The following is a 26180-nucleotide window of genomic DNA, read 5'->3' as shown; positions in this document are numbered from 1 at the left end:
GCAATTCTTTAGATAATTGCCTGAAGTCGTTCGGGCAATGAATTGGTTGCCCATCAAAGTTAATACCTGATCGGCAACACCGATCAGGTTTTTTTATATCTGAATGTTAAAAATATTTTGAATCAATTAAGTGTAAAGATTTTGGAGAATGTCATGATGAAATTTAACTACGTATACTTTAGCAACTTTTATTGGACTTACTTTGGTCAAGTGAAAAACCTGATCGCCCATTTGAATAGATCCCATACGCTCAAATAAAAGTTCGGACTTTAGAGAGTCCAAAGGAATACATCATGAATGCACTAAATATTGCTTTACAACAAAATCAAACCATTGAAACTCAACTCAGTTTGCCTTATGAGTTAAAAGAAAAATTTGCATTAAAACATAAGCTCGCTTTACAAATTGCCGAGCAACGTCAAACAATTGAAAATATTCTCGATGGTACAGATGATCGCCTGTTGGTGATTACTGGCCCATGTTCTATTCATGATGAAAAATCCGCATTGGAATACGCAGATCGCTTAATACAATTACAAGAAAAAGTGTCAGATCAGATCTTTCTAGTGATGCGTGCATATATTGAAAAGCCACGTACAACAGTAGGCTGGAAAGGGTTTTTATACGATCCAAATTTAGATGGGTCTGCCAATATGCAATTGGGTTTAGAAAAATCACGCCAATTATATTTACAAATTATTGAAAAAGGCTTGCCAATCGCCAGTGAAATTTTAAGCCCTATGGCAACTGCATATTTTGATGATTTATTGGCTTGGGGTGCAATTGGTGCACGCACCAGCGAATCACAAATTCATCGTGAAATTTCAAGTCATATGCCTTTTAGTATTGGCTTTAAAAATGGTACAGATGGCTCGATTCAAATTGCTTTAGATGCAATTCAATCTGCAAGCCATCCTCATCAGTTTCTTGCCATGGGTCAAAAGGGATTGCCTTGTATTGTACATAGTCATGGTAATCCTTTAGCACACATCATTTTACGTGGTTCAAATAAAGGCACAAACTATGATGCAGAATCGATCCAACAGATCCGCCAGCAGCATCAAGGGAAATTACCTGCATTGCTGATTGATTGTAGTCACGGTAACAGCAGTAAAGATCCTTTAAAGCAACCGTTGGTTTTACAGCAAATCATTGAAGAAAGACATGTAACCCAAGTACGTGGTGTAATGCTAGAAAGTCATTTGGTGGATGGTAATCAAAAAATCTCTTGTGATATGACTTATGGTCAGTCTGTTACAGACGGTTGTTTGGGTTGGAATAAAACGGAGCAATTGTTGTTGGATGTTGCAGAGCAGCTTTCGAAACAGGAGTTGTTGCAGACGGCTTGATATAGCTTATTTAACGACCTAAACAAAAAGATCAGACTCATCTGATCTTTTTGTGTTTAAACATTATTTTTAAGCATTAGGATTTTAAAAATTAAAGCCCAGCTTCATATTCGCTATTGCTGAGTAACTTTTCAACATCTGCAATATTGTCTGGTTTAATTTTATAAATCCAGCCTTTGCCATACGGGTCGTCATTCACAAAATCAGGATCATCTTCAAGGGCAGTATTCACTTCTACAACTTCACCAGAAACAGGCGCATGAATATCAGATGCTGTTTTAACGGATTCAACTACACCAGCCTGAGCGCCAGCAACTACATGGCTACCCACTTCAGGCGCTTCAACGTAGACTAAGTCGCCTAAAGCATCTTGAGCATGGTCAGAAATACCAGTAATCACAAGATCACCTTCAATTTTTACCCATTCATGTGTAGCTGCATATTTCAAATCTGAAGGATGATTCATAATGACTCCATTAATCAATTTATTTTTGGCACGACTTATACAGGTTTTTTAATCAAAACAGAAAGCAGAGATACTGATAAACTTATTCATCGAAACAAATAATCATGATAAATCACATTATAAGTATGGGTCTTTGCGCCAACTACTTGGGCTACGACCACTCCAGCGTTTAAATGCACGACTAAAGTTTGCAACATCACTATATCCGAGTTCATCTGCAATTTGTTCCAGTGTATAGTCAGTACGGGAAAGTAACGATGTGGCATGGCGATAACGTACTTCATCTACCAGTGTAGAGAAAGAAGTACCTTCGGCAGCCAACTGACGCTTTAATGTACGGTCTGACATATGCAGACGATCTGCGACATTTTCAATACTTAAATAATGCTGTTCCGAATGGGTCAAGATATCACGTACACGCATTGCCAAGCGGCGTCTTTCACCCAAAGCTGAAAGTTCTGCTTCACATTGATTAATCGCAATTTGACTGGCAATCGGGTCAGCATTGACCATTTTTAAGCCCAAGTAGGATTTGTCAAAACTTGCAATGAGATGTGGCTGTTCAAAACGCATATTGTATTGCTTTGCCAGTTTCTCGATATATTTGTCAAAACCATCAGGCTTGGGAAAATCAAAGTCGATATCGCCATGCAAATAATCAATACCAGTTAAGGCTTTTGCCATGGTCATAATACCAAAGGTTAGCCCCATCACAATTTCTGTGCGTAAGGGTTCGATTTCGATATCACATTGCAATTGTAGTGTGGCTTTTTCACCAAAAGTCGAAAAATACAATTGTAGAAATGGCATACGCAACTGGATAAAACGGTTGGCTAAGACAAGCGCATCGGTAATATCATGTGCTGTCATGATGGCATAACCAATAAAGCCATGAATGGAGATACGCATTTGTGTACCAAGATGAAAGCCTAAGGTGCTTTCACCTGTAAGTTTTAATGCGTGTTTAATCAATTCATTGGCAAGTGGTGTCGGAATCCGACACTCAGGATCTGCTAACTGCTCGCTGGTAAAATTAAAGGGTGCGAAAAGTGTCTCTGCGCTATATCCCCAACGAGAAACAATATCTAATAATAATAGTCCATAAACACCAGGAATTCCCTGATCTTGGCGAGCTGAGACTGTTTTCATGTGCTTTCCATTGCTCTGAACATTGTTTTTACTTGTTTAATCATATTGTCATGATATGGAAAAACCCTTAAATATTGTAAGACAAATTTAGGATTAATGTGCATCAAAATTGCGCTTAAATACCACAATTTTAGTGGTTGAAATCAGCAATACATCATCATCTTGATTTTTTGCTTGTGTTACATAGGTCACAATTGCGCGATCATTTTTGGTTTTAGACGGCTGGATAGATACAATTTCGACATCGACATGTATTTTATCGCCCACACGCGTGGGTTTTGGCCATCTTAAACTTGATTCTGAACCAATTAAGCCATAAGCAACAGGGAAGCATTCAGTCCAAAGACGCATGGTGACCGCTGAGGTATGCCATCCACTTGCAGCAAGTCCTTTAAAAATCGGGTGATTTTTGGCTTTTTCAGCATCAGTATGGAAAACTTGCGGATCATACTTATGTGCAAACTCTAAAACCTCATCCAAAGTCATTTCGTATTCACGACTTTTAAAATGATCACCAATATTTAAATCTTCCAAATACAACATTGTTTATACATTCCCTTAATTTCACACAATACTCATAAATAATGATGTTCTACGCATAAAAATTAAATTATTTAAACTTTTTCATTGTAAATCACCATTAAGCAATTTCAATGACTGTTTTGCCAATCATCCATTTTTTTAAGTCGCATTGAAATATCACTCAAAATTTCGAGTGATTTAGACCATAATAACATTGTGTTATGTCCTGAAAGTAATGAAAATACGACCAAAGTGAATTGAACAAGCTTATGGTGCGTTAAAGCAATGTTTTAAGCATCCAAACTTCACAAACATGACTATGACCAGTATTACCTTTAGGTTGTGATAAATGCTTAAAGCCTAACTTCTCATAGAGTTTAATGGCTTGCCAGAGATCTTGAGTGGTTTCTAAATAACAAGACTGAAAGCCTTGTTGTTGTGCAAATTCAAAACACTTTTCTAAAATTTTCTTAGCAAATCCTAAACCACGAAGTTCAGGCAAAAAATACATCTTTTGAATCTCTAAAACAGTTGCATCACCTTGTAATGGTGAAAGGCCTCCGCCACCAACAATGCGACCATTTGCATCCTCAATAATCCAATATTGGGCATTGGGTTGAGCATATACCTGATATAAATCATCCAAGATCGGGTCGGCTACAGCAAAGCCTGATTCAGGTGCTAAGCCAAATTCTTTAGATACTTCACGAATAACTTGTGCGATCGACGGATTGTCTTGTATTTGTATCGTTCTAATTTGGTACATAAGTAAATGAAAATAAAAAAGGTAGAATTTTTATAACAAAAATTCTACCTTTTGTGATCAGTTAAAAATTCAACTGATCAAAACTTTACCACTTGAATAGTGGTAAATAAGTAAATTTACAGGTCTTGCTGCAATACTATTTTAATTCACTCGAAGATTTACCCAATTCTCGACGGGCAATAATCAGCTGTTGAATCTGTTGTGTTCCCTCAAAAATATCTAGAATTTTTGAGTCACGCGCCCATTTTTCTAATAATTCATCTTCGTTATAACCCACACTGGCAGCCAGCTCTACACATTTTAAAGTGATTTCATTACAAATACGCCCAGCTTTAGCTTTGGCGATAGAGGCCTCACGAGAGTTTGGTTTTTTGTTATCTGCCATCCATGTGGCTTTTATTGTGAGTAAGCGTGCAGCTTCCCATTCTGCCTCCATCCGATAGATTTGTGCAGCCAAATTAGATGTTTGCAAATATGGAGTTGCATAATCGGGATCTAGTTCATCTTTAAAGATGTCTTTAATCCGTTCTAAAGACGCTTTGGCACAGCCCACTGCCATGGCTGCAACAAGTGGACGGGTATTATCAAAGGTTTCCATCACCCCTGCAAAACCTTTGGCTACATCAATTTCTGCATTACCGAGTAAATTTGCTCCAGGGACACGGCAGTCAATAAAACTAATTGCCGCTGTATCGGATGCCTTAATGCCAAGTTTATGTTCAAGGCGTTCAACTTTCATGCCAGGTGTACCTTTAGGCACAACAAAAGATTTAATTGCAGCACGGCCCAATTTCTTATCTAAAGTTGCCCAAACCACGACTGAGTCAGCACGTTCCCCAGAGGTGACAAATATTTTTTCACCGTTCAGAATGTAATCATCACCATCTTTGGTTGCGGTTGTACGAATCGCAGCAGAGTCAGAACCACAACCAGGTTCAGTAATGGCCATTGCAGCCCATGTCCCCTTAAAACGCTCAAGCTGTTCATCATTGGCGACTGCCGCAATCGCAGAATTGCCCAGCCCTTGACGGGGCATGGTCAGCAATAGGCCTGTATCGCCATAACACATTTCGATTACACCCAAGGCAGTCGACATATTGGTGCCATTTTTATTATTACTGTCGATATCGCCACGTTTATTAATTGCAGCGCCAGCATTGAGCCCATCACCACCGTCGTTCATACCATCCAGTAGAGAAGCCAGCATATCAAGTTCTTTAGGATAGGCATGTTCTGCTTTGTCGTATTTACGAGAAATTGGGCGTAAAACATTCAATGCAGTTTCGTGTGCTTGATCTAAAAGCATTTGGAATTTTTTTGGATTTTGTAAATTCATGATTTTTATCCTTTATCTTCTAAGTTAAGCGTGTAAGCCAGAATGTAGAACGGCAGTTGCACGTAAGTCGCGGTACCAACGCTCAGCCGGATGTTCCTTAGTAAAACCATGTCCACCTAAAATTTGCACACCATCTGTACCAATTTTCATAGATTTTTCTGCACAAAGTAGACGGGCTAAATACGCTTCTCTATGGAAGGGTTGTCCTGCTTCTGCAAGACTGGCAGCATTTAAAATCAGCATACGCATTGCATCAATTTCAATCGCCATATCTGCGATCATAAATGCCACACTTTGACGGTGTGAGATAGGTTCACCAAATGCAGTACGTTCATTGGCATATTTGATACTGTAATCTTTAACCGCTTCACAGCTACCAACAGCCATTGCACACCACATTAGATTGCCTAAATCTAAAAATGCAGCGTAATTAAAATCGTCGTCACCTAGACGTTGGGCAGGGGTATTGTCAAACTTCAAAGTTACCGTTTCAGTTGCTTTTAAACCCATTGCCGGTGATTTTTTCACTGTAATACTTGGATCTCGTTTTACAACGAAAACGTCCGCTTGACCCTTAAAGTCAGCACTAACAAGGAATAAATCTGCTGTTGCACCCAACAGCACTAAAGTTTTTTCTCCAGTAATGCTGAATTGTCCATTGTTGGCAGTCGCTTTGGTTTTTAAGCGTAAGGGATTAAATGCAGGGGTTGCTTCTTGTACTGCAAAAGTGGCTTGAATATCGGTATCATTGGCAAAATTTGCTAAATAAACAGATTGAACTTTTTCAGAACCCCATTGCGTGATTGCATTGATGACACTAAAAGTAGAGAGCAAACCTGCAGCAAGTGAGAAATCACCTTTAGCCAAGCGTTCAGCAATTAAAATATTACTCACAATATTTTTTTCAGATGCAACACCGCCTAAAGCTTCAGGCAGTGCATAGTAATTTAGTCCTAAATCAGTACTGTGTTGCCAAAGTTCAGCTGGAAACTTTTCGTCGTGATCCGCTTGATGGGCCAATTGATACAGTACTTCAGACGCAAATTGATCCATAGCATCCACCGTCATTTGCTGCTCTTCAGTCAAACTCAAATCAAATAGGGACTTTTGCTGATTGGGTAGACGTTGTTTGGTTACATTTGAATCCGATTTAAATGCTTTTTGTGTTGCACTTAAGGTTTTAAAACCGGCTTTAGAACCTTGATAAAGTGATCTTTCGATAAATTTGCGCAATTTAAACTGATCAAGTAAATCACTACCTGCAATTTTTGTAATTAGATTTAAACCCAAACCTTGAGCTTTATTTACCATATTGGTCATGCCGAAGTCCCTGTATTTTAGTGTCGGTATACAACAATCCTGACATGCATAAAAATAAAAAACTATGTCAAAGCTGACAAAGTGATTGACCTTAGATGAGTGGTAGAGTGAATGAGATATTTGTTATTAATATTTTGATTTTTATTGTTTATTTAAAAATAAAAAAACCCAACATTTGTTGGGTATTGGTAAAAGTGACATTTTAAAAACGTTTACAATCTCGTCTAACGTGTATGAAAACTAAAAAGATTAAACAAAAGGTACAATCATTTTACGTACATTGGTCTTTGCTTCAATCACCGTCATAAATGTATAAGCACCAATAAATTTACGACTGATAAACATAAATTCTTTTGGTGGAATACTGAAGTAACGTGAAGCCATTGATTTTGAAGCACGTTGCATCACACGGCTATGTAGCTGGCTTTTTTTCCAGTCATAGCGGTTATGTTGATCCATCACACCTGCGGGTAAATCTGGGTTATTTAAAGGTGTACTAAATGCTTCTGTTGCCAATAAAAATACTTTTGCCATATCGGGTTTAATGCTTAAAGGCATTGCATCAAAGAACTCATAGCCCGACATCGCATTGACCATTGCTTCAGCATCGTGGTTATAACCCGCTTTGATTAAATTACAAGCTACGCGAAGTAATTGGTCATCGAATTGACGTATAGCGCCAAAATCTAACAAAATAATTTTATCTTTTATCTCTTCACCATTGCCCAAACGAACAAGGTAATTACCAAAGTTCGGGTCGGTTTGCATTTCTCCCCACTCAAACAATTCACGAACTGCGATTTCAAGTGATGCTTCACCTAAAAGATTACGTCGTTCTTGCGGTAAAGACAGCATGACAGGACTGTTGATAGGTACACCACGTTCAAAGGTCATGCACAAGACTTGATTGGTACAATAGTCATCAATAATTTGTGGCACGCCATAACGAGGATCTTCTTTAAGTCGCTGGCCAAAACGACGGGTTGTTGCCGCTTCAACTTTATAATCAACTTCACGATGCATCATTTCACGCACTTCATCAAACCACTGATCGAACTCACGGGTTTGTGGCACCATACGTGTTAATTTAAGCATATTTCGAAATAGGCTCATATCTGAGTCTATGGCGTCGGCTACACCTGGATATTGGATTTTAAGAACCAACTCTAATCCATCTGACTTACGTGTTGCGCGGTGAACCTGAGCCAGAGAAGCGGTACCAATCGGCTCATGATCAATGGTGAGATCGTTGAGTTTTGAACCTAATTGGCTGACCAATTGCTCTTTAATCGCAGGCCATGCAAGGGCAACTGTTTGATTATTGAGAGTGTTTAATGCTTGAGTAATTTCTTCAGGTAAAAAATGCTCGCCATAAAGCGCCATCATTTGACCGATTTTAACAATTGAGCCTTTTAGCTTGCCAATTTCTTGAACAAGGTAATTGGCTTGTTCTTTCATAGCTTGTTTACGTTTTTTTTCTTTTTCTTCTTCACTTGAAAAGATTGAACTCGCACTTGAAGCTGCCCAGCGTGTACCTGCCAATAATGATGCTTTTGCAATTGATAAGCGACGATCCATTGATGAGGTTTTTAACTGTTTGAGCTTTTCGTTCTGATCTGACATGAAGATAAAATCCTTTATAAGAGATTCGAAAAGATAAAAAGATGACTAATTGTAAGGAATATTACATGGAATGACTGTATTTAAACAGTTCAATTCGCTGAATGGGGGAATTAAATTAATTCCATCAAAATAGCCTAAGCAATATTAAAATTTACATTCTAAATTGGATTTTAAGCTCTTTGCGGAGTATTAAACCTTGCTTATTTGAAGCAATGTAATTAATGATCAGATCTTTAACGCTTTGATTAGTAAAACCAAGTGCATAGCCTTTAACAATGATAATGCTGGGCAAGCTAAAGAAAAAATATTTTACATCGTCTAGAGAAGGCGCTTCGTAAACACCTTGCTCAGAGAGGGTTTGTTGAAAAAACTGCTTTTCAATTTTGACATTTGGAGTGGATTCATCATCCCACCATGACTGACGCATCGCCATGAGGTTATTATGTTTGTAGCTCATAAATTGACTAAATTCATAAATATTTAAAAACTTGTTGTATATATAAAGGTGAAATGACCCAATTTCAAGTTAAGCGCTCAATCTCAGCAATTTTGCCACAAATAAGTTTATATCTTATAACCAAGCAGATTGATTTGTTTTAAAAATATACAACAATCGGCTTGAAAATAAATCTAAAAAACGAGTGACATGGTGAAACAAAGTTGATTGTTTTAAATCAAGTTTTAATAATAATTTATCTGCAATGATTGTATTTAGTTTCAAATCTTTTACACTCTTTTGCAGAGGGGATTGTTGCTAATCAGTGCCTGAGTTCTTTGGATTAAAAGTTTTTGAATTAAAATAATGATTTTGGGATAGGGGAATTGAATGTATTTAAAGTATTGGGGTATCAGTTTAGTTATATTATTGCCGATGCACACGCAGGCGATCGGTTATAGCTCAGACTATTTAAGCTGTATGAATTCGGCAGGTTCAAGCTCGGCAACACTTGCCAGCTGTATGAAAACAGAGTTGAGTAAGCAGGATGATCGTTTGAAATCATTATTTAAACAGACGCTGGATCTGTATACAGACAAGCAACAGAAAGCTCAAAAGAAATATCAGAAACAATGGTTTAAACTTCGAGACCAGCAGTGTGATGAGTCGAATAAATCAGTTTCTGATGATTATAAAATGAAGTATTACAATTGTGCCCTCAAACAAACAGTCAATAGAGCCAATATGTTAGAGAAACAAAGCTATCGTTTATAGTGCTTTATTGCGCTATAAAATAATTGCTAAGTAAATTGTCGTAAAGCATTATAAATGTCATGCAAAACAAGGTATCATAAGGCGTTTAAAAATATGACCTTGGAGAAACCTTAAGTGGATCGACCGACTATTAGCCCTGAACATTTACAGGAAGCTGCTGAAAACCTATCAACAATTCGTGATTTTATTCGTTTTGGGGTTACAGCTTTACGTCAATACGATGCACATTTGGGTCAAGGTACAGAAGATTATTTCGCAGAAAGTTCTGCCTTGGTTTTACAAACGCTTTCTTTGGAATGGAAGGCGGATGCTGAAATTTTAGATTCAAAATTATTGCCAAGTGAAAAAGCTGAGTTTTTAAATCTACTCGAACGTCGTGTAAATGAAAGAATTCCAACCTCTTATTTACTTAACCTCTCTTATTTCTTTGGTAAGCCATTCTATGTTGATGAGCGTGTGTTAATTCCTCGTTCACCGATTGCTGAATTGATCGAAAACCGTTTTGCACCTTATTGTTTAGATGAAAATGGACAAACACGTGCAGGCGTGAATAATTTACCTGAAAACCCAAATCCAAAAACACCGCAACGTATCTTAGATATGTGTACGGGTTCAGGTTGTATTGCGATCGCGTTGGCATATGCATTCCCTGATTCAGAAGTAGATGCAACTGATATTTCTAAAGAAGCATTAGAAGTGGCTTCTATTAATGCAGAGCATCACAATAAGCAATATCAGGTGGCTTTGCTTGAGTCAGATTTGTTTGCCAAAATCCCAGCTGAAAATCAATATGATTTGATCGTTTCAAATCCACCGTATGTGGATGCTGAAGATATGGCTGATCTTCCAGATGAATTCCATCATGAACCTGAACTTGCTTTAGCTGCTGGTCAAGATGGTTTGGATTTAGTTCGAAAAATGTTGGCTCAAGCAGCTGATTATTTAACTGAAGACGGTTTAATCGTGATTGAAGTAGGTAACTCAGAATGGGCAATGAAACAGAATTTTAATACCATTGATTTTTACTGGTTACAGTTCCAAAAAGGCGGTACAGGTATTTTTGCTTTGACTGCTGAACAATGTCGTACATTCCGTGATTTATTTATTCAATCTATTCAAGCTTAAGGAGTTGTAAGCATGGCAGGTAACAGTATTGGACAACTCTTCCGTGTAACGACTTGTGGTGAATCTCACGGCGTAGGCTTGATGGCAATTGTTGATGGTGTGCCACCGGGTCTTGAATTATCTGCTGAAGATTTACAAATTGATTTAGATCGTCGTAAACCGGGAACGTCTAAGTTTGCCACTCAGCGTAAAGAGCCAGATGAGGTTGAGATCATTTCTGGAGTTTTTGAAGGTAAAACGACAGGAACTTCGATTGGTTTATTGATCCGTAATACAGATCAAAAATCTAAAGATTATGGCAATATTGCGCAAACTTTCCGTCCAGGCCATGCAGATTACACCTATACGCAAAAGTATGGTTTCCGTGATTATCGTGGTGGTGGTCGTTCAAGTGCACGTGAAACGGCGATGCGTGTGGCAGCGGGTGCGATTGCAAAGAAATTTCTTTTTGAGAAATTTGCGATCGTGATTCGTGGACATGTGACGCAAATTGGTAAAGAAAAAGCACAAGCTTTAGATTGGAATGAAGTTCCGAATAATCCGTTCTTCTGTGGTGATGTCAATGCTGTTCCACGTTTTGAAGCGCTGGTGACATCATTGCGTGAACAGGGGACCAGTTGTGGTGCAAAGCTTGAGATCCTTGCAGAAAAAGTACCTGTAGGTTGGGGTGAACCCGTATTTGATCGTTTAGATGCTGATATTGCCCATGCCATGATGTCAATCAATGCGGTGAAAGGTGTTGAAATTGGTGATGGTTTTGCAGTTGCAGAACAATTTGGTCATGAAACCCGTGATGAACTTAGCACAGATGGGTTTTTAGCCAATCATGCCGGTGGTATTCTCGGTGGTATTTCTTCAGGCCAAACCATCCGTGTAGCGATTGCGTTAAAACCAACCGCAAGTATTACTACACCAGGGAAAACCATTAATCTAGGTCGTGAAGATACAGATGTACTCACCAAAGGTCGTCACGATCCTTGTGTGGGCGTGCGTGCTACACCTATTGCTGAAGCCATGCTTGCCATTGTATTGATGGATCATTTTATGCGTCATCGTGCACAAAATGCGGATGTGGTTGCACCATTTGCCCCAATTGAACCTAAATAGCATATATATTTGAGATAAGAGAGGGTATTTTAGTTTTGAAATACCTTTAATTATTATAGTAAATTTCAAATGATTTGTTTTTTACTTAATAGAGTTATTGCTCAACAAATTTAGCTTAATGGGCTTAGCTCATTATTTTAAGTTAAAGATTTTGAGTTAAAAAAACCAGACATTTTGTCTGGTTTTTTATATCTATACTGCTCAGTCTTATTGAGTAACAATTTGACCTGTATAACCCTTTAAGAAAGTGAGATACGCAGAAGACTGTTGACCATCTGCCTTTAAGATTGGACGTTCAACATCACCCTGATTGGTTACCAATTTAAGTGAAATTTCTTTACCATTACGGAATGAGTTAAGAAAGCTGACAGGAACATTAATCGAGTTTGATGAAACTGTACCCGCATATTGTGTGGTATTAATGGTTGAATATGTATATGGCTGACCATCTACTAAAAAGACAAATTGGGTAATATCATATTTTGTTGGATTGTTAATTTCTGCTGTGATTTTAAATCCATCACGGACTTCATCTTTCCAACGCATAGAAAGTTCAGGGCAAACTTCATTTGCTTCACAGATTAAAGGGCCTTTTGTAACAACTCTTTCTGGATAAGAGCCAGCACAACCCGCCAAAGTTAAACATGCTAAAGAAGAAATTACCGCAAATTGAAGTTTCATACCGCTTCCTAATAAGTTCATTTGTGTTATTGATATGTTGATAATCTATGTAAAATTTACCGCTTTTTAGTTAAAAAGTGAATTAAATATTTCAGTAATTTGTATTTCAGTTAAGACATAGCATAAATCTTAAACAAAATTTAAGATTTTTAATATTTCCTCTGCAACATTTTCAGTTAATTGATTTAAACGAGTCAACGGCTCACCTTCAATAAAATATTTAAAATTCGACAATGTGTTTTGATAATAGATTGAGATAAAGAAAGTACCTTCTGGTTTTTCAATACTAGCACTCCCACCAGGTTTAAGTAAGCCCGTACAACTGACAATGATATCTGCAGTGCTAAAGAGCTTTTTCCCTTGAATTGCCATTGCTTTAGTCACTTCAACTGATTCAGCGCTATATTTTTTGATGAGGGATGGATCAACTTGTAAAATTGAAATTTTAATAGAGGGGTCGTAACTGACTAAACCGCCTAATAAAATATCTGCACCACTGTTTTTATAGATCGAAAATTGGCTGGATAAATAACCAGAACTTGCACTTTCAATAAATGCGACTGTTAAATTCTTTCTTTCAAGCAGATCACAACATTGTTTTAAAAGCATTGGTATGACTCTAAATTAATTATTTATATTCAACAATTTAACTATAAGTGAATTGAGGGAATTTGCAAGAAAACCAAATAAAAAATAAGCATATTGAGCCATGGATTTAATTTTTCGGATATTTTTATATATAAATCAGAATATTAGCTTATATGATTTATCAAAGACAAAATAAATCAAAAGAACGCTGAGTTGAAATAAGCTTGTCATATTTATTTGCCATAATGATGGCACAAAACAACAAAAACTAAGAATAAGCATCAAATAACAATCACAGAAAGTTAAAAGAATAATCAGCGTAAAGTCTGTAAATATGCAGTCAACCCACTTCTCAACAGGTGGGTTTTACTTTTTTGGGCCAATTGTAGAATTACTATGCAATATGATGAATTTTTATATTTCAAACGCGCCAAAAAGTGATATAAATAAAAATAAAGTGCATATGAAAATGGAGTGCGAATGATGAAAACGACTGTTAAGTATGTTGTCTTAAAAAGTAGAGAATATCAGCTTGGCACAGCCTTATTTGAAGAAAGTATTGAAGCCGAAGGAAATTATTTTGATCAAATACCTGAGGTCATCCACTATCAAAATCATAATTTTAAAGTAAAGTCCAAAGAACTTAGCCGTAAGCAAATTTTTGATGATTTTGAAGAATCTCAAACCATTTTAGTCAAAGTTATCGCGGTTTAATAGTTTCCCCAAGTTATCTTTGATATGGACATTGCATAAATAAAACCCAGCTAAACTGGGTTTTATTTATTTGGTTTTTAGGGGCGTTTGACAATTCATCTACAACGCAAATCATTTATGAACGGTTAATAGACCCTAATCAATCACTGTTTGACAATCAATACAGGAAGTTTGGTTTGACCCAGTACATCTTGCGCAAAACTGCCTAAGAAAAACTTTTGGAAGCCTTTACGACCATGCGATCCCATAATAATTAAATCTGTATGTAATGATTCAGCAGTTTTAATGATGGTTTCAGCTGCAACCGAGTCTCTCACGACTTGTGTATCAATTTGAACACCTTGCTGTTCAGCCAATTGTTTGGCTTTGCCCAAACCTTCTTCCGCATTTTTAATTGCTTCTTGAATGTAATCTTTTAACATATCTGGCGAATAGTAAAAATCAGCAGCAGCAAAAGGGTCTTCAGCAACGACACTGATCGCAGTGACTTTGCTTCCAAAGGCTTTTGCAATCGCAGCAGCATGTTTTAATGCAGAAAAAGAAATGTCAGAACCGTCAACTGGGACAAGAATATTTTGATAAGTCATAATCACACCTTTTTAATTAACATTTCAAATAAAAATTAAGCTTCTTCTTGGGTAGATTTAATAATCAACACAGGCAGTGGAGAAATCGACAACACTTCTTGTGCAACGCTCCCTAAGAAGAATTTCTTCAGACCAGTACGTCCATGAGAACCCATTACAATAAGGTCCACATTCAGTTCATCTGCAACATCTAAAATTCCAGTAGCAGGAGGCACTTCACGTACCACTTTGGTATCTACTGTTGTTACACCATGGTGAACTAAAGTTTCTTGAATATCTTTTAAACGTGCTAAAGCATTTTTTTCAGCTTCAAATAAATATTGAGTTACAGCAGGCGCTATTTTATAAAAATCGACGCCTTTAAAAGGATCAACTGCGATCACACTCATCACAGTAATTTTACAGTTAAAAGCAAGTGCAAGTTTTTCTGCATGTTCAAGTGCAGCATAAGAAATAGGAGAGTCATCTACAGCAAGAAGGATGTGTTGATAAGCCATTATAAGTTTCTCCCTTTTTTGTCTGATTATTTATTCATTGATAACACATTGCGCTGTTAGTCGCAAATTGTCCATGAGAATTTTAGTTGATCAAAAGTGTGTTATTTCAAGCTTTTGTGAAATACACATAATTTTATTATGGTTTTATTTTGTAACGTTTAATTGTTCTGATTTTTTATTGAAATCTCACTCCTGTAAATTTGATCTCAGGTTTTAGGCTGGCGTTCTAAATAAGATGCAGTTTGAATTCTTACGATTCTAAAAACTGGCATGATAAATGCTTTAATTTAATGCAAACCGATATTTATGAATAAAATTTTGGCATCAATTTGGAACATTTTAAATCAAGTGCCATAGAAAAGTGGATCAATATGAAAATTTATACGCAACGTCTAGACCATATAGAGTCAAACATTGAGGCTGAAAGTATTGAATTGACTTTTGATACTCGGCAAAAGAGCCGTTTTCGTGCAACTTTAAATAATGGGCACGATATTGGTGCGGATTTACCACGTACAGGCATTTTGCGTAGTGGTTCTTATATTGCAACTGAACAAGGTGAAGTGTTACGTGTAGATGCCAAAGCTGAAAAATTAATGCAAGTTTCGGCACTGCATAGTTTTGATTTACTTAAAGCTGCATATCATCTGGGAAATCGCCATGTTCCGTTAATGCTTACTCCAACAGCACTTTATTTTGAACCTGATCATGTCCTTGCAGAAATGATCCAAGGTTTAGGGCTGACAGTAGATGAAGTTGAACATCCATTTGAACCTGAAAGTGGTGCATATGCACAACATCAGCATGATCATCGTTTAAGCCCGATTAAGGCTTTACATCATGTCCATCACTAATGCATCGCAACTATTAAGTCTATTGACCCTGTCATCGACAGCTTTACCTATAGGTGCATATTGTTATTCGCAAGGGGTGGAAAGTGCGATTGATCAAGGTTTGATTCATGATGAAGCAAGCAGTATTGCTTATTTTGAAGAAGTACTGGAAATGTTGCTGGTTAGGTTTGAACTCCCCGTTTTAAAACGTCTGATGCAACATTATTTAGATGAAGCAGAATTTTTAAATTGGGCTAACTTTTATAAAGCGAGCCGCGAGTCGAAAGAATTACGGGCTGAATCTCAGCAGTTGGCATTTTCTTTGAATGCTTGGATTCGTGATGTTTTAAAACAGCAACCTGAGATTAAAAAGCAGTTTGGTTTTGTCCCTGTTTATGCACATTTATGCGGAACATTAAAACTTAATCTGGTGGATGTGCTGACAGCATATAGCTTTACTGTTTTAGAAAACCAAGTGCTAGGTGCGGTTAAAACTGTCCCTTTAGGGCAAATGAGTGGTCAAAGAATTTTGTGGCACTTACATGGCTTAATTCCTCAAGCGGTAGTGCGTGCCTTGGCCTTAGAAGATGATGAGTTAAGTAGTACTTTGCCCAATTATGCGATGTTAAGTATGTCGCATGAAACTTTATATTCACGATTATTCAGATCATAAATGACACGCTTCATTCGCTATTTTTATTGAGAATGAAGCATAGAAAAGGAAAAAAAGATGACAGAACGTAGCCCTTTACGTGTTGGAATAGGTGGTCCTGTTGGTTCAGGTAAAACAGCATTAACCCTGAATTTATGCCTTGCTTTACGCAATAAATATAATATGGCAGTTGTGACCAACGATATCTATACCAAAGAAGATTCTAATTTTTTAACTCGTCATGAAGCGATGTCACCAGAACGTATTGTTGGTGTTGAGACAGGTGGTTGTCCACATACTGCAATTCGTGAAGATGCTTCAATTAACTTGGCTGCAATTGATGATCTTTGTGAAAAATTTGATGGTTTAGAGCTGATTATTATTGAAAGTGGTGGAGATAATCTAGCCGCTACGTTTAGTCCCGAATTATCTGATTTAACCCTTTATGTGATTGATGTTGCAGGTGGTGAAAAGATCCCGCGTAAAGGTGGTCCCGGCATTACCAAGTCGGATTTATTGATTATTAACAAAACAGATTTAGCCCCAATGGTCGGTGCAAATCTCGATGTGATGGATCAAGATGCAAAACGCATGCGCGGTGACAAACCTTTTCTATTTTCAAATATGAAAACTCAAGATGGTTTAAAGCAAATCATTGATTTTATTGAGAAACAAGGTTTATTTAAGGTTTAGCCTAGCGATCAAAGCTTAGTCGCGATATTAAAAATAATTGTAACTATTTGAATTGAAAAATAATCAAAGGAGAATTCGAATGCGTTTTTTAAGATACAGTCTGATGGCATGTGCTGCATATTTACCTGTATTGGCTTTAGCTCATCCTGGACATGATCACCATACCGGTTTTTGGGCAGGCTTTATTCATCCATTTACAGGTTTAGATCATTTGATGATGGCAATCGCATTTGGTGTATTGATGTGGACGGCAAATCAACGCTGGAAGCTTTTCGGCTTGATTGGGTTAGCTTTAGCGATGGTGATTGGCTTTATGATCGGTAGCGAAGGATTTATTCCATCACCAGTTGCTGAGTACGGCATCATTGCGTCATTGATTTTATTGGCTGTTGCACTTTGGACAAAAACAAATCAAGTTTTACCTATCGCAGCAGTTCTATTGGCAAGTTTTCACGGCGTTGCACATGGTGCTGAATTAGGCCAATCAGGTCATGCCAGCTTACTGATTTTAGGTATGGTGACAGCAATGGCATTGATCTATGCGGGTGGATTAGGCATTGGTGCTTTTATCAAAAAGTACGTTCCATATGGCAAGAAAATTGTTGGTACTTTGGCTGCAATCGTAGCGGTTATTGGTTTGGCTTAATGTTTAAGCGCTTACTTGCGGATATCAATTTATAAAGGCGGTCATGATAAGTTTAGTAGAACATCTTCCTGATCAGCGCCTTTGGTATGCCAAACTCGAATTGGGTTTTCAGGCGCAAACTGAGCGAACGGTATTGGCGCATCGTAGACATTTTGGACCTGTGCGTGTGCAAAAGATGCTGTGGCCAGAAAAAACTGGAATTTGTCATGCGATTATTGTCCATCCGCCTGCGGGTATTGCAGGCGGTGATCATTTAACATTTGAGATCAGTGTAGATGCTGCTGCCCATGCCTTAGTCACAACCCCAGGTGCTGGTAAATGGTATCGGACCAATGGCAAACAAGCTTATCAACATATCCATATCTCAGTTAAACACAATGCTGTGTTTGAATGGCTTCCTCAAGAAACCATGTTATTTGATGGTGCCAATGCCCACTCAGAAACATTGATTCAGCTTGATCAGACAGCAAGCTTTATCGGTTGGGATATGTTGGTAATTGGTCGTCAAGCTCGAGATGAAAAATTTCAATCTGGTGCTTATCACAGTCATTTTAAATTATGGCGAAATCAGCAATTACTGGTGGCAGACACATTGAGTTTTAAAGGCAATGATCGTTGGCTAAGTTCTTGTTTAGGAATGAATAATCATGCCGTTATGGGGAGTTTATGGGCAGTTCCTCCTGAAAAATTCCGAGCAAACATTTATTTAGAGGCACATATCGATTTAATTCGTGAGTTGATGATGAGAATAGATATGCCTGTAAGGTTAACTTTATTGGGTGATGTCATCAATGCACGTTTTTTAGGCGATGATGTTCGACATTGTCATGATGCTTTTGCAGCAATTCGCGCCAGATTAAGGCGATATTGGTTTGATTTGGATGAAGCATTTCCACGCATTTGGCGAACTTGATTCATTTAAAGATCACCTTTTAGAAACAAAATCTGCGTGTTTAATTTAAAACTGAGCACATATTTTGCATAAAAAAATGTGAGAACTTTAGGAAATACATATGGAACTCAATCCTACTGAAAAAGATAAACTGCTGATTTTTACAGCGGGTTTAGTTGCAGAACGTCGCAAAGCACGTGGATTAAAACTCAATTATCCTGAATCTATTGCATTTATTTCTGCAGCATTGCTTGAAGGTGCACGAGATGGAATGACTGTCAGTGAGTTGATGCATTTTGGTACCACTTTACTCAGTCGTGATGATGTGATGGAGGGTGTGCCTGAGATGATTGCCGAAGTGCAGGTAGAGGCTACTTTTCCAGATGGCTCGAAGCTCGTCACAGTCCATCAACCGATTGTATAGAGAACACTTCTTCAAAATTAGGATAAGCATATGATCCCTGGCGAAATTATTACACCTGATTGTGATATTGAAATGAATGTTGGTCGTGAAGTACTGAAAATTTCAGTGTCAAATATAGGTGATCGGCCAATTCAAGTGGGTTCACATTTTCATTTTTATGAAGCCAACGATGCTTTGCAATTTGATCGTGAACGTGCCAAAGGTTTTCGTTTAAATATTGCGGCTGGTACAGCGGTTCGGTTTGAACCGGGGCAGCGACGTGATGTAGAAATCGTTGCACTGGTCGGAAAACGTGAAGTCTATGGTTTCGCAGGGCGTGTGATGGGTAAGTTGGACTAAAAGGATAATCAAAATGAAAATGTCACGTCGAGCTTATGCTGAAATGTTTGGTCCTACCGTTGGGGATCGAGTACGTTTAGCAGATACCGAACTTTTTATAGAAGTTGAACAAGACCTCACCACCTATGGTGAAGAAGTTAAATTTGGTGGTGGCAAAGTAATTCGCGATGGGATGGGACAATCTCAATTACTTGCAGCAGATGTTGCCGATACGGTGATTACCAACGCATTGATTGTCGATTGGTGGGGAATTATTAAAGCCGATGTGGGATTAAAAAATGGGCGAATTTGGAAAATAGGTAAAGCTGGCAATCCAGATATTCAACCTGACATTACCATTCCACTGGGTGCGGCAACCGAAGTGATTGCCGGAGAAGGGCAAATACTTACAGCAGGTGGAATAGATACCCATATTCACTGGATTTGCCCCCAACAAGTTGAAACAGCGTTAATGTCGGGGACAACGACCATGATTGGTGGTGGTACTGGTCCTGCTGCAGGAACATCGGCAACAACAGTAACACCGGGGCCATGGCATATTTCAACCATGCTGCAAGCCATTGATGATTTACCTATGAATATTGGCTTATTGGGTAAAGGTAATTTGAGTCAACCTGAACCGATTGCGGAGCAGATTAAAGCGGGTGTGGTGGGGCTGAAATTGCATGAAGATTGGGGTTCTACCCCTGCTGCAATTGATAATTGTCTAACTGTGGCAGATAAATATGATTTACAAGTGGCGATTCATACTGATACTTTAAATGAAAGTGGTTTCCTTGAAGAAACACTGGGGGCATTTAAAAATCGTACTATTCACACTTATCATACTGAGGGTGCGGGTGGTGGTCATGCACCTGATATTTTAAAAGCCATTGGTCAGGCAAATGTTTTACCATCTTCAACCAATCCAACCCGCCCATATACCATCAATACCATTGATGAACACTTAGACATGCTCATGGTCTGCCACCATTTAGATCCAGCGATAGCTGAAGATGTCGCATTTGCTGAGAGTCGTATTCGTCGCGAAACGATTGCCGCAGAAGATATTTTGCAAGATCTCGGCGCAATTTCAATGATGTCTTCTGACTCTCAAGCTATGGGCCGTGTGGGTGAGGTGATTTTACGCACTTGGCAAACGGCGCATAAAATGAAAGTGCAACGTGGGCCATTAGAAGGCGATAATCAGTATCATGATAATAATCGGGTGAAGCGTTATATTGCAAAATATACAATAAATCCCGCCATTACTCATGGTTTAAGCCACGAAATTGGTTCTATAGAAGAAGGGAAACTTGCTGATTTGGTGTTGTGGAAACCCGCATTTTTTGGGGTAAAGCCTTCAATGATCATTAAAGGTGGAATGATTGCGGCAGCGCCAATGGGGGATATTAATGCCTCAATTCCTACACCACAACCGGTACATTACCGTCCAATGTTTGGGGCGTATCCAAGAGGCGTGCATAATACCTGTATTACTTTCTTGTCACAGGCCGCAATTGAACTTGGTGTTGCTGAAAAATTACAATTAAAGAAGTTAATTTCACCTTGTAAAAATACCAGAAACATCACTAAACAAGACATGAAGCATAATAGCTATTGTCCTGTGATGGATGTGCATCCTGAAACCTATGAAGTTCGTGCAGATGGTGTACATCTAACTTGTGAAGCTGCTGAAGTATTACCAATGGCACAGCGTTATTTCTTGTTTTAATTTTATATATATCAACAGCAACAAGAAGATAAAACTCCTTTCTTATGATAAGAGCGGAGTTTTTCTATTTAAAATCAATAGATCTATACCCAATGCAACCAAAGACAACTTTATTTATTCAAAAAGCTATGTTTAATATTGGGTGGTATAGGTACAGCGATATAACCTTTTTCTTTTTTTTTGAGTTTTATTGATGACGCAATTTTGGTCTAAATTTTTTTCCAAGTTATTTTCTACGTTGTTTTCAAAACCATTGAATCAACAGCAGCGCGAATTGAATAAACATAGGGCTGATTATTCCAATTCAAATATCGGTGTCGCTATTGATTCTGATACGAATGTCATTGGCTTTGCACAAGATCAAATTACTCAGGTAAGTCCTCAAGGCGTGGATTTGATTTGTGGTTTTGAGGGATTAGAGCTTAAAGCTTATGATGATGGTGTTGGTGTGTGTACCATCGGTTATGGAACAACGATTTATCCGCATGGAAAAGCTGTTCAGTATGGTGATACTTGTACCATTGAACAAGCAAAAAACTATATGCAATATGACCTTAGACGTTTTGAGCAAGCAGTAACTGCTGCTGTAAATGTGCCGTTAAATCAAAATCAGTTTGATGCATTGGTTTCATTGAGCTATAACATTGGTATTGGTGCTTTTAAAAACTCAACCTTATTAAAATTATTGAATGCCTCTGATTATCACGCTGCCAGTCATCAATTTGATGTTTGGATCAAAGCTGGTGGCAAAACAGTACAAGGTTTAGTAAACCGAAGAGCAGTAGAGAAACTCTTATTTAACTCATAATTTTAAACCTCTTTGCTAAATTAAAAAATGATCATCTGGAGTGAATCATATAGCTATAGAAGGTTCCTTCTCCCTTGGGGGAGAAGGCTAGGATGAGGGGGCTTTTATGTTAATTTATGATTTAAAAAAGAGCTGATGAAAAAAGCCTTTTGAAAATGAAGAGGATTTTTAAAATATCAAAAAAGAGAAAAATATAAGGGCCAATTTGATGATTAGAGTATTAAAAATAGCAATTTTTATTGCTTTTATAGGGATGAATAAATTTGCGTATGCTGATGTGCGGTCTGAATTAAATTTAATAAGCCAAGATTTATTAATAGCATGTAAAAATGAAGATGATTATAGACCAATAAAAAATTTGAATAACTTCTTAAATGACTCAAAAGGAAGTGATATTCATGTATATGATCTTATGTTTATATTTAATTCAGATTTTTTACTTTTTATAAAAGATAAAAATTGTGCTTTGGCAGCAAGTAAATTTTCAGCTAATGGTATTTCAATTAAAGAAAAATATTTTAAAGATAAATATCATATAGAGAGAATGTTGGATAATGAAGTTTATAGGCAAGCAGGTTATGCTAATTTAATTGAGTATTCTTGGACGATGGATAACCAAAAATTACAACAAGCTCAAGAAAATTTTAATATTTATTTAAATAGAAATATTATTTCAAAAAATGAGAAAAGCCGATGTGGAGAGTTATGTAAAGATTATGTATATCTAAAAGAAGATCATGGATTTTATCTTCCTCTTCATTATGTAGGTATTTTAATGGCATATCATGATCTATTTCAACATCATTATAAAAATTTTAAAAAAACAGAACAGCAGATCACACAACTTCAAGAAATATCTGATTTAACTAATGATTTTGAAATCAAATATATAAAAAAAACAGGTTTAAATTCTTTCCCCTTCGAAATTGCATCAATTGAAAACTTTAAATTCATTTTTAAAATTGATGATCGAAACATTAAAAATATTTTCTATGCAAAACTAGATGCTTATATAAAATATCGTATTGAAAACAATATTCTTGATGATCGCATGATAGAAAATATATATGAGATTTTAAGCAAAGAAAGCAGATACTTGTACACAAAGGTTGAATATCTAGGTACACATGAGACTAAAAGCAAAAGTGTAACAAGTTATCAATTAGGTCAGCACATTTATAGTTTTATAGTTTCAGACAATAAGTTAAAACTAATTATGGAGCCGATAAATTTTTCTAACTAAAATTCTGGATGATTAATCTTCAAAAATGATGATTAAAATATGAGTTATAAATTGATTGACTAAAAATTATTGATTATTTTTAAAATAAAGGTGAGGTAAGAGAATCTTATGAGTATTTATTTAATCCGTCATGCGCAAAGTTTAGGTAATGTAAACGGTAAAACTGAGTCACATGCAAGTATTCCCTTAACCGAATATGGACATAAACAGGCGCAAAAACTTGTTGATGTTTTACCACCAGCAAAGCAGATTTTTATCTCTCCATTCCTCCGTACACGTCTAACAGCTGAACCAATTTTATTACGAGATCAGATTACCCCTCAAGTTTTGGATATTCAGGAGTTTTCTTACTTATCCGATACGCGATGTAAAAATACCACTTTAGAGGAACGAAAACCTTGGGTCGATGATTATTGGAACCAAGCAGATGTGAACCTAGTGACAAGTGAAGGTGCTGAATCTTTTGCCAATTTTTATCAACGCGTTACGGACTTTATTTCGCACTTGGATTCGTTAAAAGCACACTATCAACATGATCATTTACTGGTATTTAGTCATGGTCAGTTTTTACAGTTATTGAAAATGCTGGTAGAGCAAAAGCGAGAATTATCATCGCAATTAATGCGTGATTTTCGTTATGCATTGTTAAATCATCAATTAGACAATACAGAGTTTTTTATTTTTAAATAAAATGAGATTAACAGCATGAATTTTATAATAAGAAAAATTGCTCTATTGACGGTTTTTATGTTTATACCTGTATCTACATATGCAGATATTGTGGCTTTAAAGTCAGATTTAACTCAATTTGCGCAACCTCTTGAAACAGAATGTAAGGGGCTTGAAAGCTATATGCCTCTTAACATGTTGCATAAATTTTTAAATCGCTCAAATTCTGAAAAAATAGATGTGTATTCGATGGATGTTATTTTTGTTTCAGATTTTTTGGGTTATTTAGAAGATAAAAATTGTGCTTTAGCTGCATCTGATTTCACCATATCGGGCGTTAAAATTTTGAATCAATATCGTGACTTATGGGAGAAAGATTTACCAAAAGAGAGAAAAATCCTGAGATATGAAACCTACCTTGCAGCAGGTGATGCAAGTTTGGTGAAATATAAATGGACACATAAGATTCAATATCTAGATGATGCGCATCAATTTTATACACAGTACTTAGTGACCAATGCAATCAGTCAACAACAAAAACAACAATGTGGGAAAAAATGTGCTGAATACTTAGCTGATGTAAGTAAGACGCAATACTTTAATCTTTATGATTACGCATCTATATCCTATGAATATCAAAAACTTTTTCGTGATATCTATGAACAATATTCACAACAAGAAGCAAATTTTTCAGACAATCTCGAAAGTCTGAATCTGGTTTTTGAACGCACTGATCAATTTGAAGTGGGTGCAATTAAAACCACAGGATTAAGCTCAGTAAATAAAGAGGTGGCTTCTTTAAATAATTTTGATCGCATTTTTAGTTCTGGTGATAAAAAACTTATAGAACTTTATACAAAACGTTTAGATCAATATCTACAAAATAGAATCCAGCATAAATTATTAGATGCAGAGATGACGGATAAAATTTATCAATTCTTGTTAAAAGAATCGAATGAAAGTAATACGATGATTGTACGTACTCAGCAGGAAAGTGCTCTTCAACCTAATCAAAGTTTTCAAATTGGAAAACACCACTATATTTTCAATGGAAAAAGTCATCACATGCAGCTAACTTTCCAACCCGTTGACTAAAACATGAGTGAGATTGGCATAAAAACTGCTTGATCATTCACACTAAAAAATGGTGATTGAAAAGTTTAAAGGCGGTTTGAGTGAGTAAAACTTATTTACGTGGGCAAGACTTAATAGACCAAATCCAAAATACTCCCTATTCACGAGATCTCATTGGCTATCACGGCCAAGTACCTAAAGTAGCATGGCCTAATCAAGCCCAAATAGCAGTACAGTTTGTTCTTAACTATGAAGAAGGTGCTGAAAACCATATCGAACATGGTGATGCCAGTTCTGAGCAGTTTTTATCTGATATTGTGGGAGCAGCAAGTTTTCCCGACAAGCATATGTCGATGGATTCGATGTATGAATATGGCGCTCGTGCAGGATTCTGGCGTATTCATCATGAGTTTAAAAAGCGTAACTTACCCATGACCATATTTGGAGTGGGCATGGCGCTGGCACGTAATCCATATATTGTCGAAGCCATTCAACAAGCCCATTACGATGTGGTTTCACACGGACAGCGTTGGCTAAATTACCAAAATATAGATATTGAAACGGAACGTCAGCATATTGATCAAGCAATCAGCATTCTAGAAACCTTATTTGGCAGTACACCAATGGGTTGGTATACAGGGCGGGATAGCCCAAATACGCGTAAATTATTGGCTGAATTTCCACAGATCAAATATGACTGCGATTACTATGGTGATGATTTGCCATTTTGGACAAGTTTAACCAATTTACAAGGCCAAAGCCGCCCGCACCTGATCATTCCATATACTTTAGAAAGTAATGATATGAAGTTCTGCGCGCCTGCTGGTTTTAACAGTGGCGAGCAATTTTACCAATATTTAAAAGATGCCTTTGATGTACTTTATGCAGAAGGTGAAACTGAGCCGAAAATGCTATCGATTGGAATGCATTGTCGTATTTTGGGACGTCCCGGTCGTTTTAAAGCATTACAGCGTTTTTTAGATTATATACAGGCACATGAAAAAGTCTGGATCTGTCGTCGTGGCGATATCGCTGAACATTGGTTTAAACACCATCCTGCCGCATAATTGTAGGTATTAGGATGTGGCTTTTAATAAGGTAAGCACTTTATTTTTAATTGAATGCAGTAAAGCGCACAGCAAAGTTTATATAA

Annotated in this window: 30 protein-coding genes; 18 read left to right on the top strand and 12 right to left on the bottom strand. The window is 37.1% G+C overall.

Features of this window, described 5'->3' with window-relative positions:
• Positions 1–293 precede the first annotated feature (293 nt).
• Positions 294–1349, top strand: coding sequence for a 3-deoxy-7-phosphoheptulonate synthase (locus M2R48_RS10920; protein WP_262086124.1), 1056 nt, complete (start codon positions 294–296; stop codon positions 1347–1349).
• 91 nt (positions 1350–1440) lie between these two features.
• On the opposite strand, the gene gcvH is transcribed toward M2R48_RS10920, so the two are convergent.
• From gcvH to M2R48_RS10880, 8 genes are all read right to left on the bottom strand, one after another.
• On the bottom strand, positions 1441–1815 hold the full coding sequence (gcvH, locus tag M2R48_RS10915; protein WP_004720254.1) for a glycine cleavage system protein GcvH: 375 nt from the start codon (positions 1813–1815) through the stop codon (positions 1441–1443).
• A gap of 117 nt (positions 1816–1932) precedes the next feature.
• A complete protein-coding gene (locus M2R48_RS10910; protein WP_004720255.1) occupies positions 1933–2964 on the bottom strand; it encodes an AraC family transcriptional regulator in 1032 nt (343 codons plus the stop codon).
• 93 nt (positions 2965–3057) lie between these two features.
• On the bottom strand, positions 3058–3507 hold the full coding sequence (locus M2R48_RS10905; protein ID WP_262086123.1) for a MaoC family dehydratase: 450 nt from the start codon (positions 3505–3507) through the stop codon (positions 3058–3060).
• A 256-nt stretch (positions 3508–3763) separates the two neighbouring features.
• On the bottom strand, positions 3764–4252 hold the full coding sequence (locus tag M2R48_RS10900) for a GNAT family N-acetyltransferase (RefSeq protein ID WP_262086122.1): 489 nt from the start codon (positions 4250–4252) through the stop codon (positions 3764–3766).
• A 136-nt stretch (positions 4253–4388) separates the two neighbouring features.
• A complete protein-coding gene (locus tag M2R48_RS10895; protein ID WP_004720264.1) occupies positions 4389–5588 on the bottom strand; it encodes an acyl-CoA dehydrogenase family protein in 1200 nt (399 codons plus the stop codon).
• 24 nt (positions 5589–5612) lie between these two features.
• The gene (locus M2R48_RS10890) at positions 5613–6899 is read right to left on the bottom strand and encodes an acyl-CoA dehydrogenase family protein (RefSeq protein ID WP_262087482.1); all 1287 of its coding nucleotides are present in this window, start codon (positions 6897–6899) and stop codon (positions 5613–5615) included.
• A gap of 258 nt (positions 6900–7157) precedes the next feature.
• Positions 7158–8531, bottom strand: a complete 1374-nt coding sequence (locus M2R48_RS10885) for an ABC1 kinase family protein (protein ID WP_004720267.1) — start codon at positions 8529–8531, stop codon at positions 7158–7160.
• 151 nt (positions 8532–8682) lie between these two features.
• The gene (locus M2R48_RS10880) at positions 8683–8988 is read right to left on the bottom strand and encodes a hypothetical protein (RefSeq protein WP_262086121.1); all 306 of its coding nucleotides are present in this window, start codon (positions 8986–8988) and stop codon (positions 8683–8685) included.
• 369 nt (positions 8989–9357) lie between these two features.
• Here M2R48_RS10880 and M2R48_RS10875 point away from each other — a divergent pair, with 369 nt between their 5' ends.
• From M2R48_RS10875 to aroC, 3 genes are all read left to right on the top strand, one after another.
• Positions 9358–9741 carry a lysozyme inhibitor LprI family protein gene (locus M2R48_RS10875; RefSeq protein ID WP_262086120.1) on the top strand — a complete coding sequence of 128 codons (384 nt, stop codon included), beginning with the start codon at positions 9358–9360 and terminating at the stop codon, positions 9739–9741.
• A 114-nt stretch (positions 9742–9855) separates the two neighbouring features.
• Positions 9856–10866, top strand: coding sequence for a 50S ribosomal protein L3 N(5)-glutamine methyltransferase (gene prmB / locus M2R48_RS10870; protein ID WP_004720275.1), 1011 nt, complete (start codon positions 9856–9858; stop codon positions 10864–10866).
• 12 nt (positions 10867–10878) lie between these two features.
• Positions 10879–11973, top strand: a complete 1095-nt coding sequence (gene aroC, locus M2R48_RS10865) for a chorismate synthase (RefSeq protein WP_262086119.1) — start codon at positions 10879–10881, stop codon at positions 11971–11973.
• Positions 11974–12180: 207 nt separating this feature from the next.
• Here aroC and M2R48_RS10860 read toward each other — a convergent pair whose 3' ends face one another.
• Positions 12181–12654, bottom strand: coding sequence for a hypothetical protein (locus M2R48_RS10860; protein ID WP_262086118.1), 474 nt, complete (start codon positions 12652–12654; stop codon positions 12181–12183).
• 129 nt (positions 12655–12783) lie between these two features.
• Positions 12784–13263 (bottom strand): CinA family protein, encoded by a 480-nt coding sequence (locus M2R48_RS10855; RefSeq protein WP_262086117.1) that lies wholly within the window; start codon positions 13261–13263, stop codon positions 12784–12786.
• Between the two features lie 462 nt (positions 13264–13725).
• On the opposite strand from M2R48_RS10855, the gene M2R48_RS10850 reads away from it, so the two are divergent.
• Entirely contained in the window at positions 13726–13956 is a 231-nt protein-coding gene (locus tag M2R48_RS10850) for a hypothetical protein (RefSeq protein ID WP_034616591.1), read from the top strand.
• A gap of 143 nt (positions 13957–14099) precedes the next feature.
• On the opposite strand, the gene M2R48_RS10845 is transcribed toward M2R48_RS10850, so the two are convergent.
• Both M2R48_RS10845 and M2R48_RS10840 read right to left on the bottom strand, forming a co-directional pair.
• The gene (locus M2R48_RS10845; protein WP_262086116.1) at positions 14100–14543 is read right to left on the bottom strand and encodes a universal stress protein; all 444 of its coding nucleotides are present in this window, start codon (positions 14541–14543) and stop codon (positions 14100–14102) included.
• A gap of 35 nt (positions 14544–14578) precedes the next feature.
• Positions 14579–15040: a universal stress protein gene (locus tag M2R48_RS10840; protein ID WP_004720286.1), complete on the bottom strand. Its 462-nt coding sequence runs from the start codon at positions 15038–15040 to the stop codon at positions 14579–14581.
• A 371-nt stretch (positions 15041–15411) separates the two neighbouring features.
• On the opposite strand from M2R48_RS10840, the gene ureE reads away from it, so the two are divergent.
• The 13 genes from ureE (at position 15412) to puuE (ending at position 26094) form a co-directional block, all read left to right on the top strand.
• Entirely contained in the window at positions 15412–15894 is a 483-nt protein-coding gene (ureE, locus tag M2R48_RS10835) for an urease accessory protein UreE (RefSeq protein ID WP_004821691.1), read from the top strand.
• Complete coding sequence (locus M2R48_RS10830) at positions 15881–16546, top strand: urease accessory protein UreF (RefSeq protein WP_262086115.1); 666 nt, start codon at positions 15881–15883, stop codon at positions 16544–16546. The genes ureE and M2R48_RS10830 overlap by 14 nt, the downstream gene beginning before the upstream one ends.
• A gap of 57 nt (positions 16547–16603) precedes the next feature.
• Complete coding sequence (gene ureG, locus M2R48_RS10825; protein ID WP_262086114.1) at positions 16604–17218, top strand: urease accessory protein UreG; 615 nt, start codon at positions 16604–16606, stop codon at positions 17216–17218.
• Between the two features lie 79 nt (positions 17219–17297).
• Positions 17298–17864, top strand: coding sequence for a HupE/UreJ family protein (locus tag M2R48_RS10820; protein WP_262086113.1), 567 nt, complete (start codon positions 17298–17300; stop codon positions 17862–17864).
• A gap of 43 nt (positions 17865–17907) precedes the next feature.
• Positions 17908–18777, top strand: coding sequence for an urease accessory protein UreD (locus tag M2R48_RS10815; protein ID WP_262086112.1), 870 nt, complete (start codon positions 17908–17910; stop codon positions 18775–18777).
• 100 nt (positions 18778–18877) lie between these two features.
• Positions 18878–19180 (top strand): urease subunit gamma, encoded by a 303-nt coding sequence (gene ureA, locus M2R48_RS10810; RefSeq protein ID WP_004720298.1) that lies wholly within the window; start codon positions 18878–18880, stop codon positions 19178–19180.
• 30 nt (positions 19181–19210) lie between these two features.
• A complete protein-coding gene (locus tag M2R48_RS10805; protein ID WP_151801394.1) occupies positions 19211–19519 on the top strand; it encodes an urease subunit beta in 309 nt (102 codons plus the stop codon).
• A 13-nt stretch (positions 19520–19532) separates the two neighbouring features.
• Positions 19533–21233: an urease subunit alpha gene (ureC, locus tag M2R48_RS10800; RefSeq protein WP_262086111.1), complete on the top strand. Its 1701-nt coding sequence runs from the start codon at positions 19533–19535 to the stop codon at positions 21231–21233.
• A 193-nt stretch (positions 21234–21426) separates the two neighbouring features.
• Positions 21427–22041 carry a lysozyme gene (locus M2R48_RS10795; RefSeq protein WP_262086110.1) on the top strand — a complete coding sequence of 205 codons (615 nt, stop codon included), beginning with the start codon at positions 21427–21429 and terminating at the stop codon, positions 22039–22041.
• A gap of 208 nt (positions 22042–22249) precedes the next feature.
• A complete protein-coding gene (locus tag M2R48_RS10790; RefSeq protein WP_262086109.1) occupies positions 22250–23284 on the top strand; it encodes a hypothetical protein in 1035 nt (344 codons plus the stop codon).
• A gap of 108 nt (positions 23285–23392) precedes the next feature.
• Positions 23393–23974, top strand: a complete 582-nt coding sequence (locus tag M2R48_RS10785) for a histidine phosphatase family protein (protein ID WP_004720306.1) — start codon at positions 23393–23395, stop codon at positions 23972–23974.
• 15 nt (positions 23975–23989) lie between these two features.
• Complete coding sequence (locus M2R48_RS10780) at positions 23990–25048, top strand: hypothetical protein (RefSeq protein ID WP_262086108.1); 1059 nt, start codon at positions 23990–23992, stop codon at positions 25046–25048.
• 80 nt (positions 25049–25128) lie between these two features.
• Complete coding sequence (gene puuE, locus M2R48_RS10775) at positions 25129–26094, top strand: allantoinase PuuE (RefSeq protein ID WP_262086107.1); 966 nt, start codon at positions 25129–25131, stop codon at positions 26092–26094.
• The last annotated feature ends 86 nt before the right edge of the window (positions 26095–26180 follow it).

Source organism: Acinetobacter sp. I-MWF, assembly GCF_025433935.1.
Lineage (GTDB): Bacteria > Pseudomonadota > Gammaproteobacteria > Pseudomonadales > Moraxellaceae > Acinetobacter > Acinetobacter guillouiae.
This window is presented reverse-complemented; position numbering and strand designations above follow the sequence as displayed.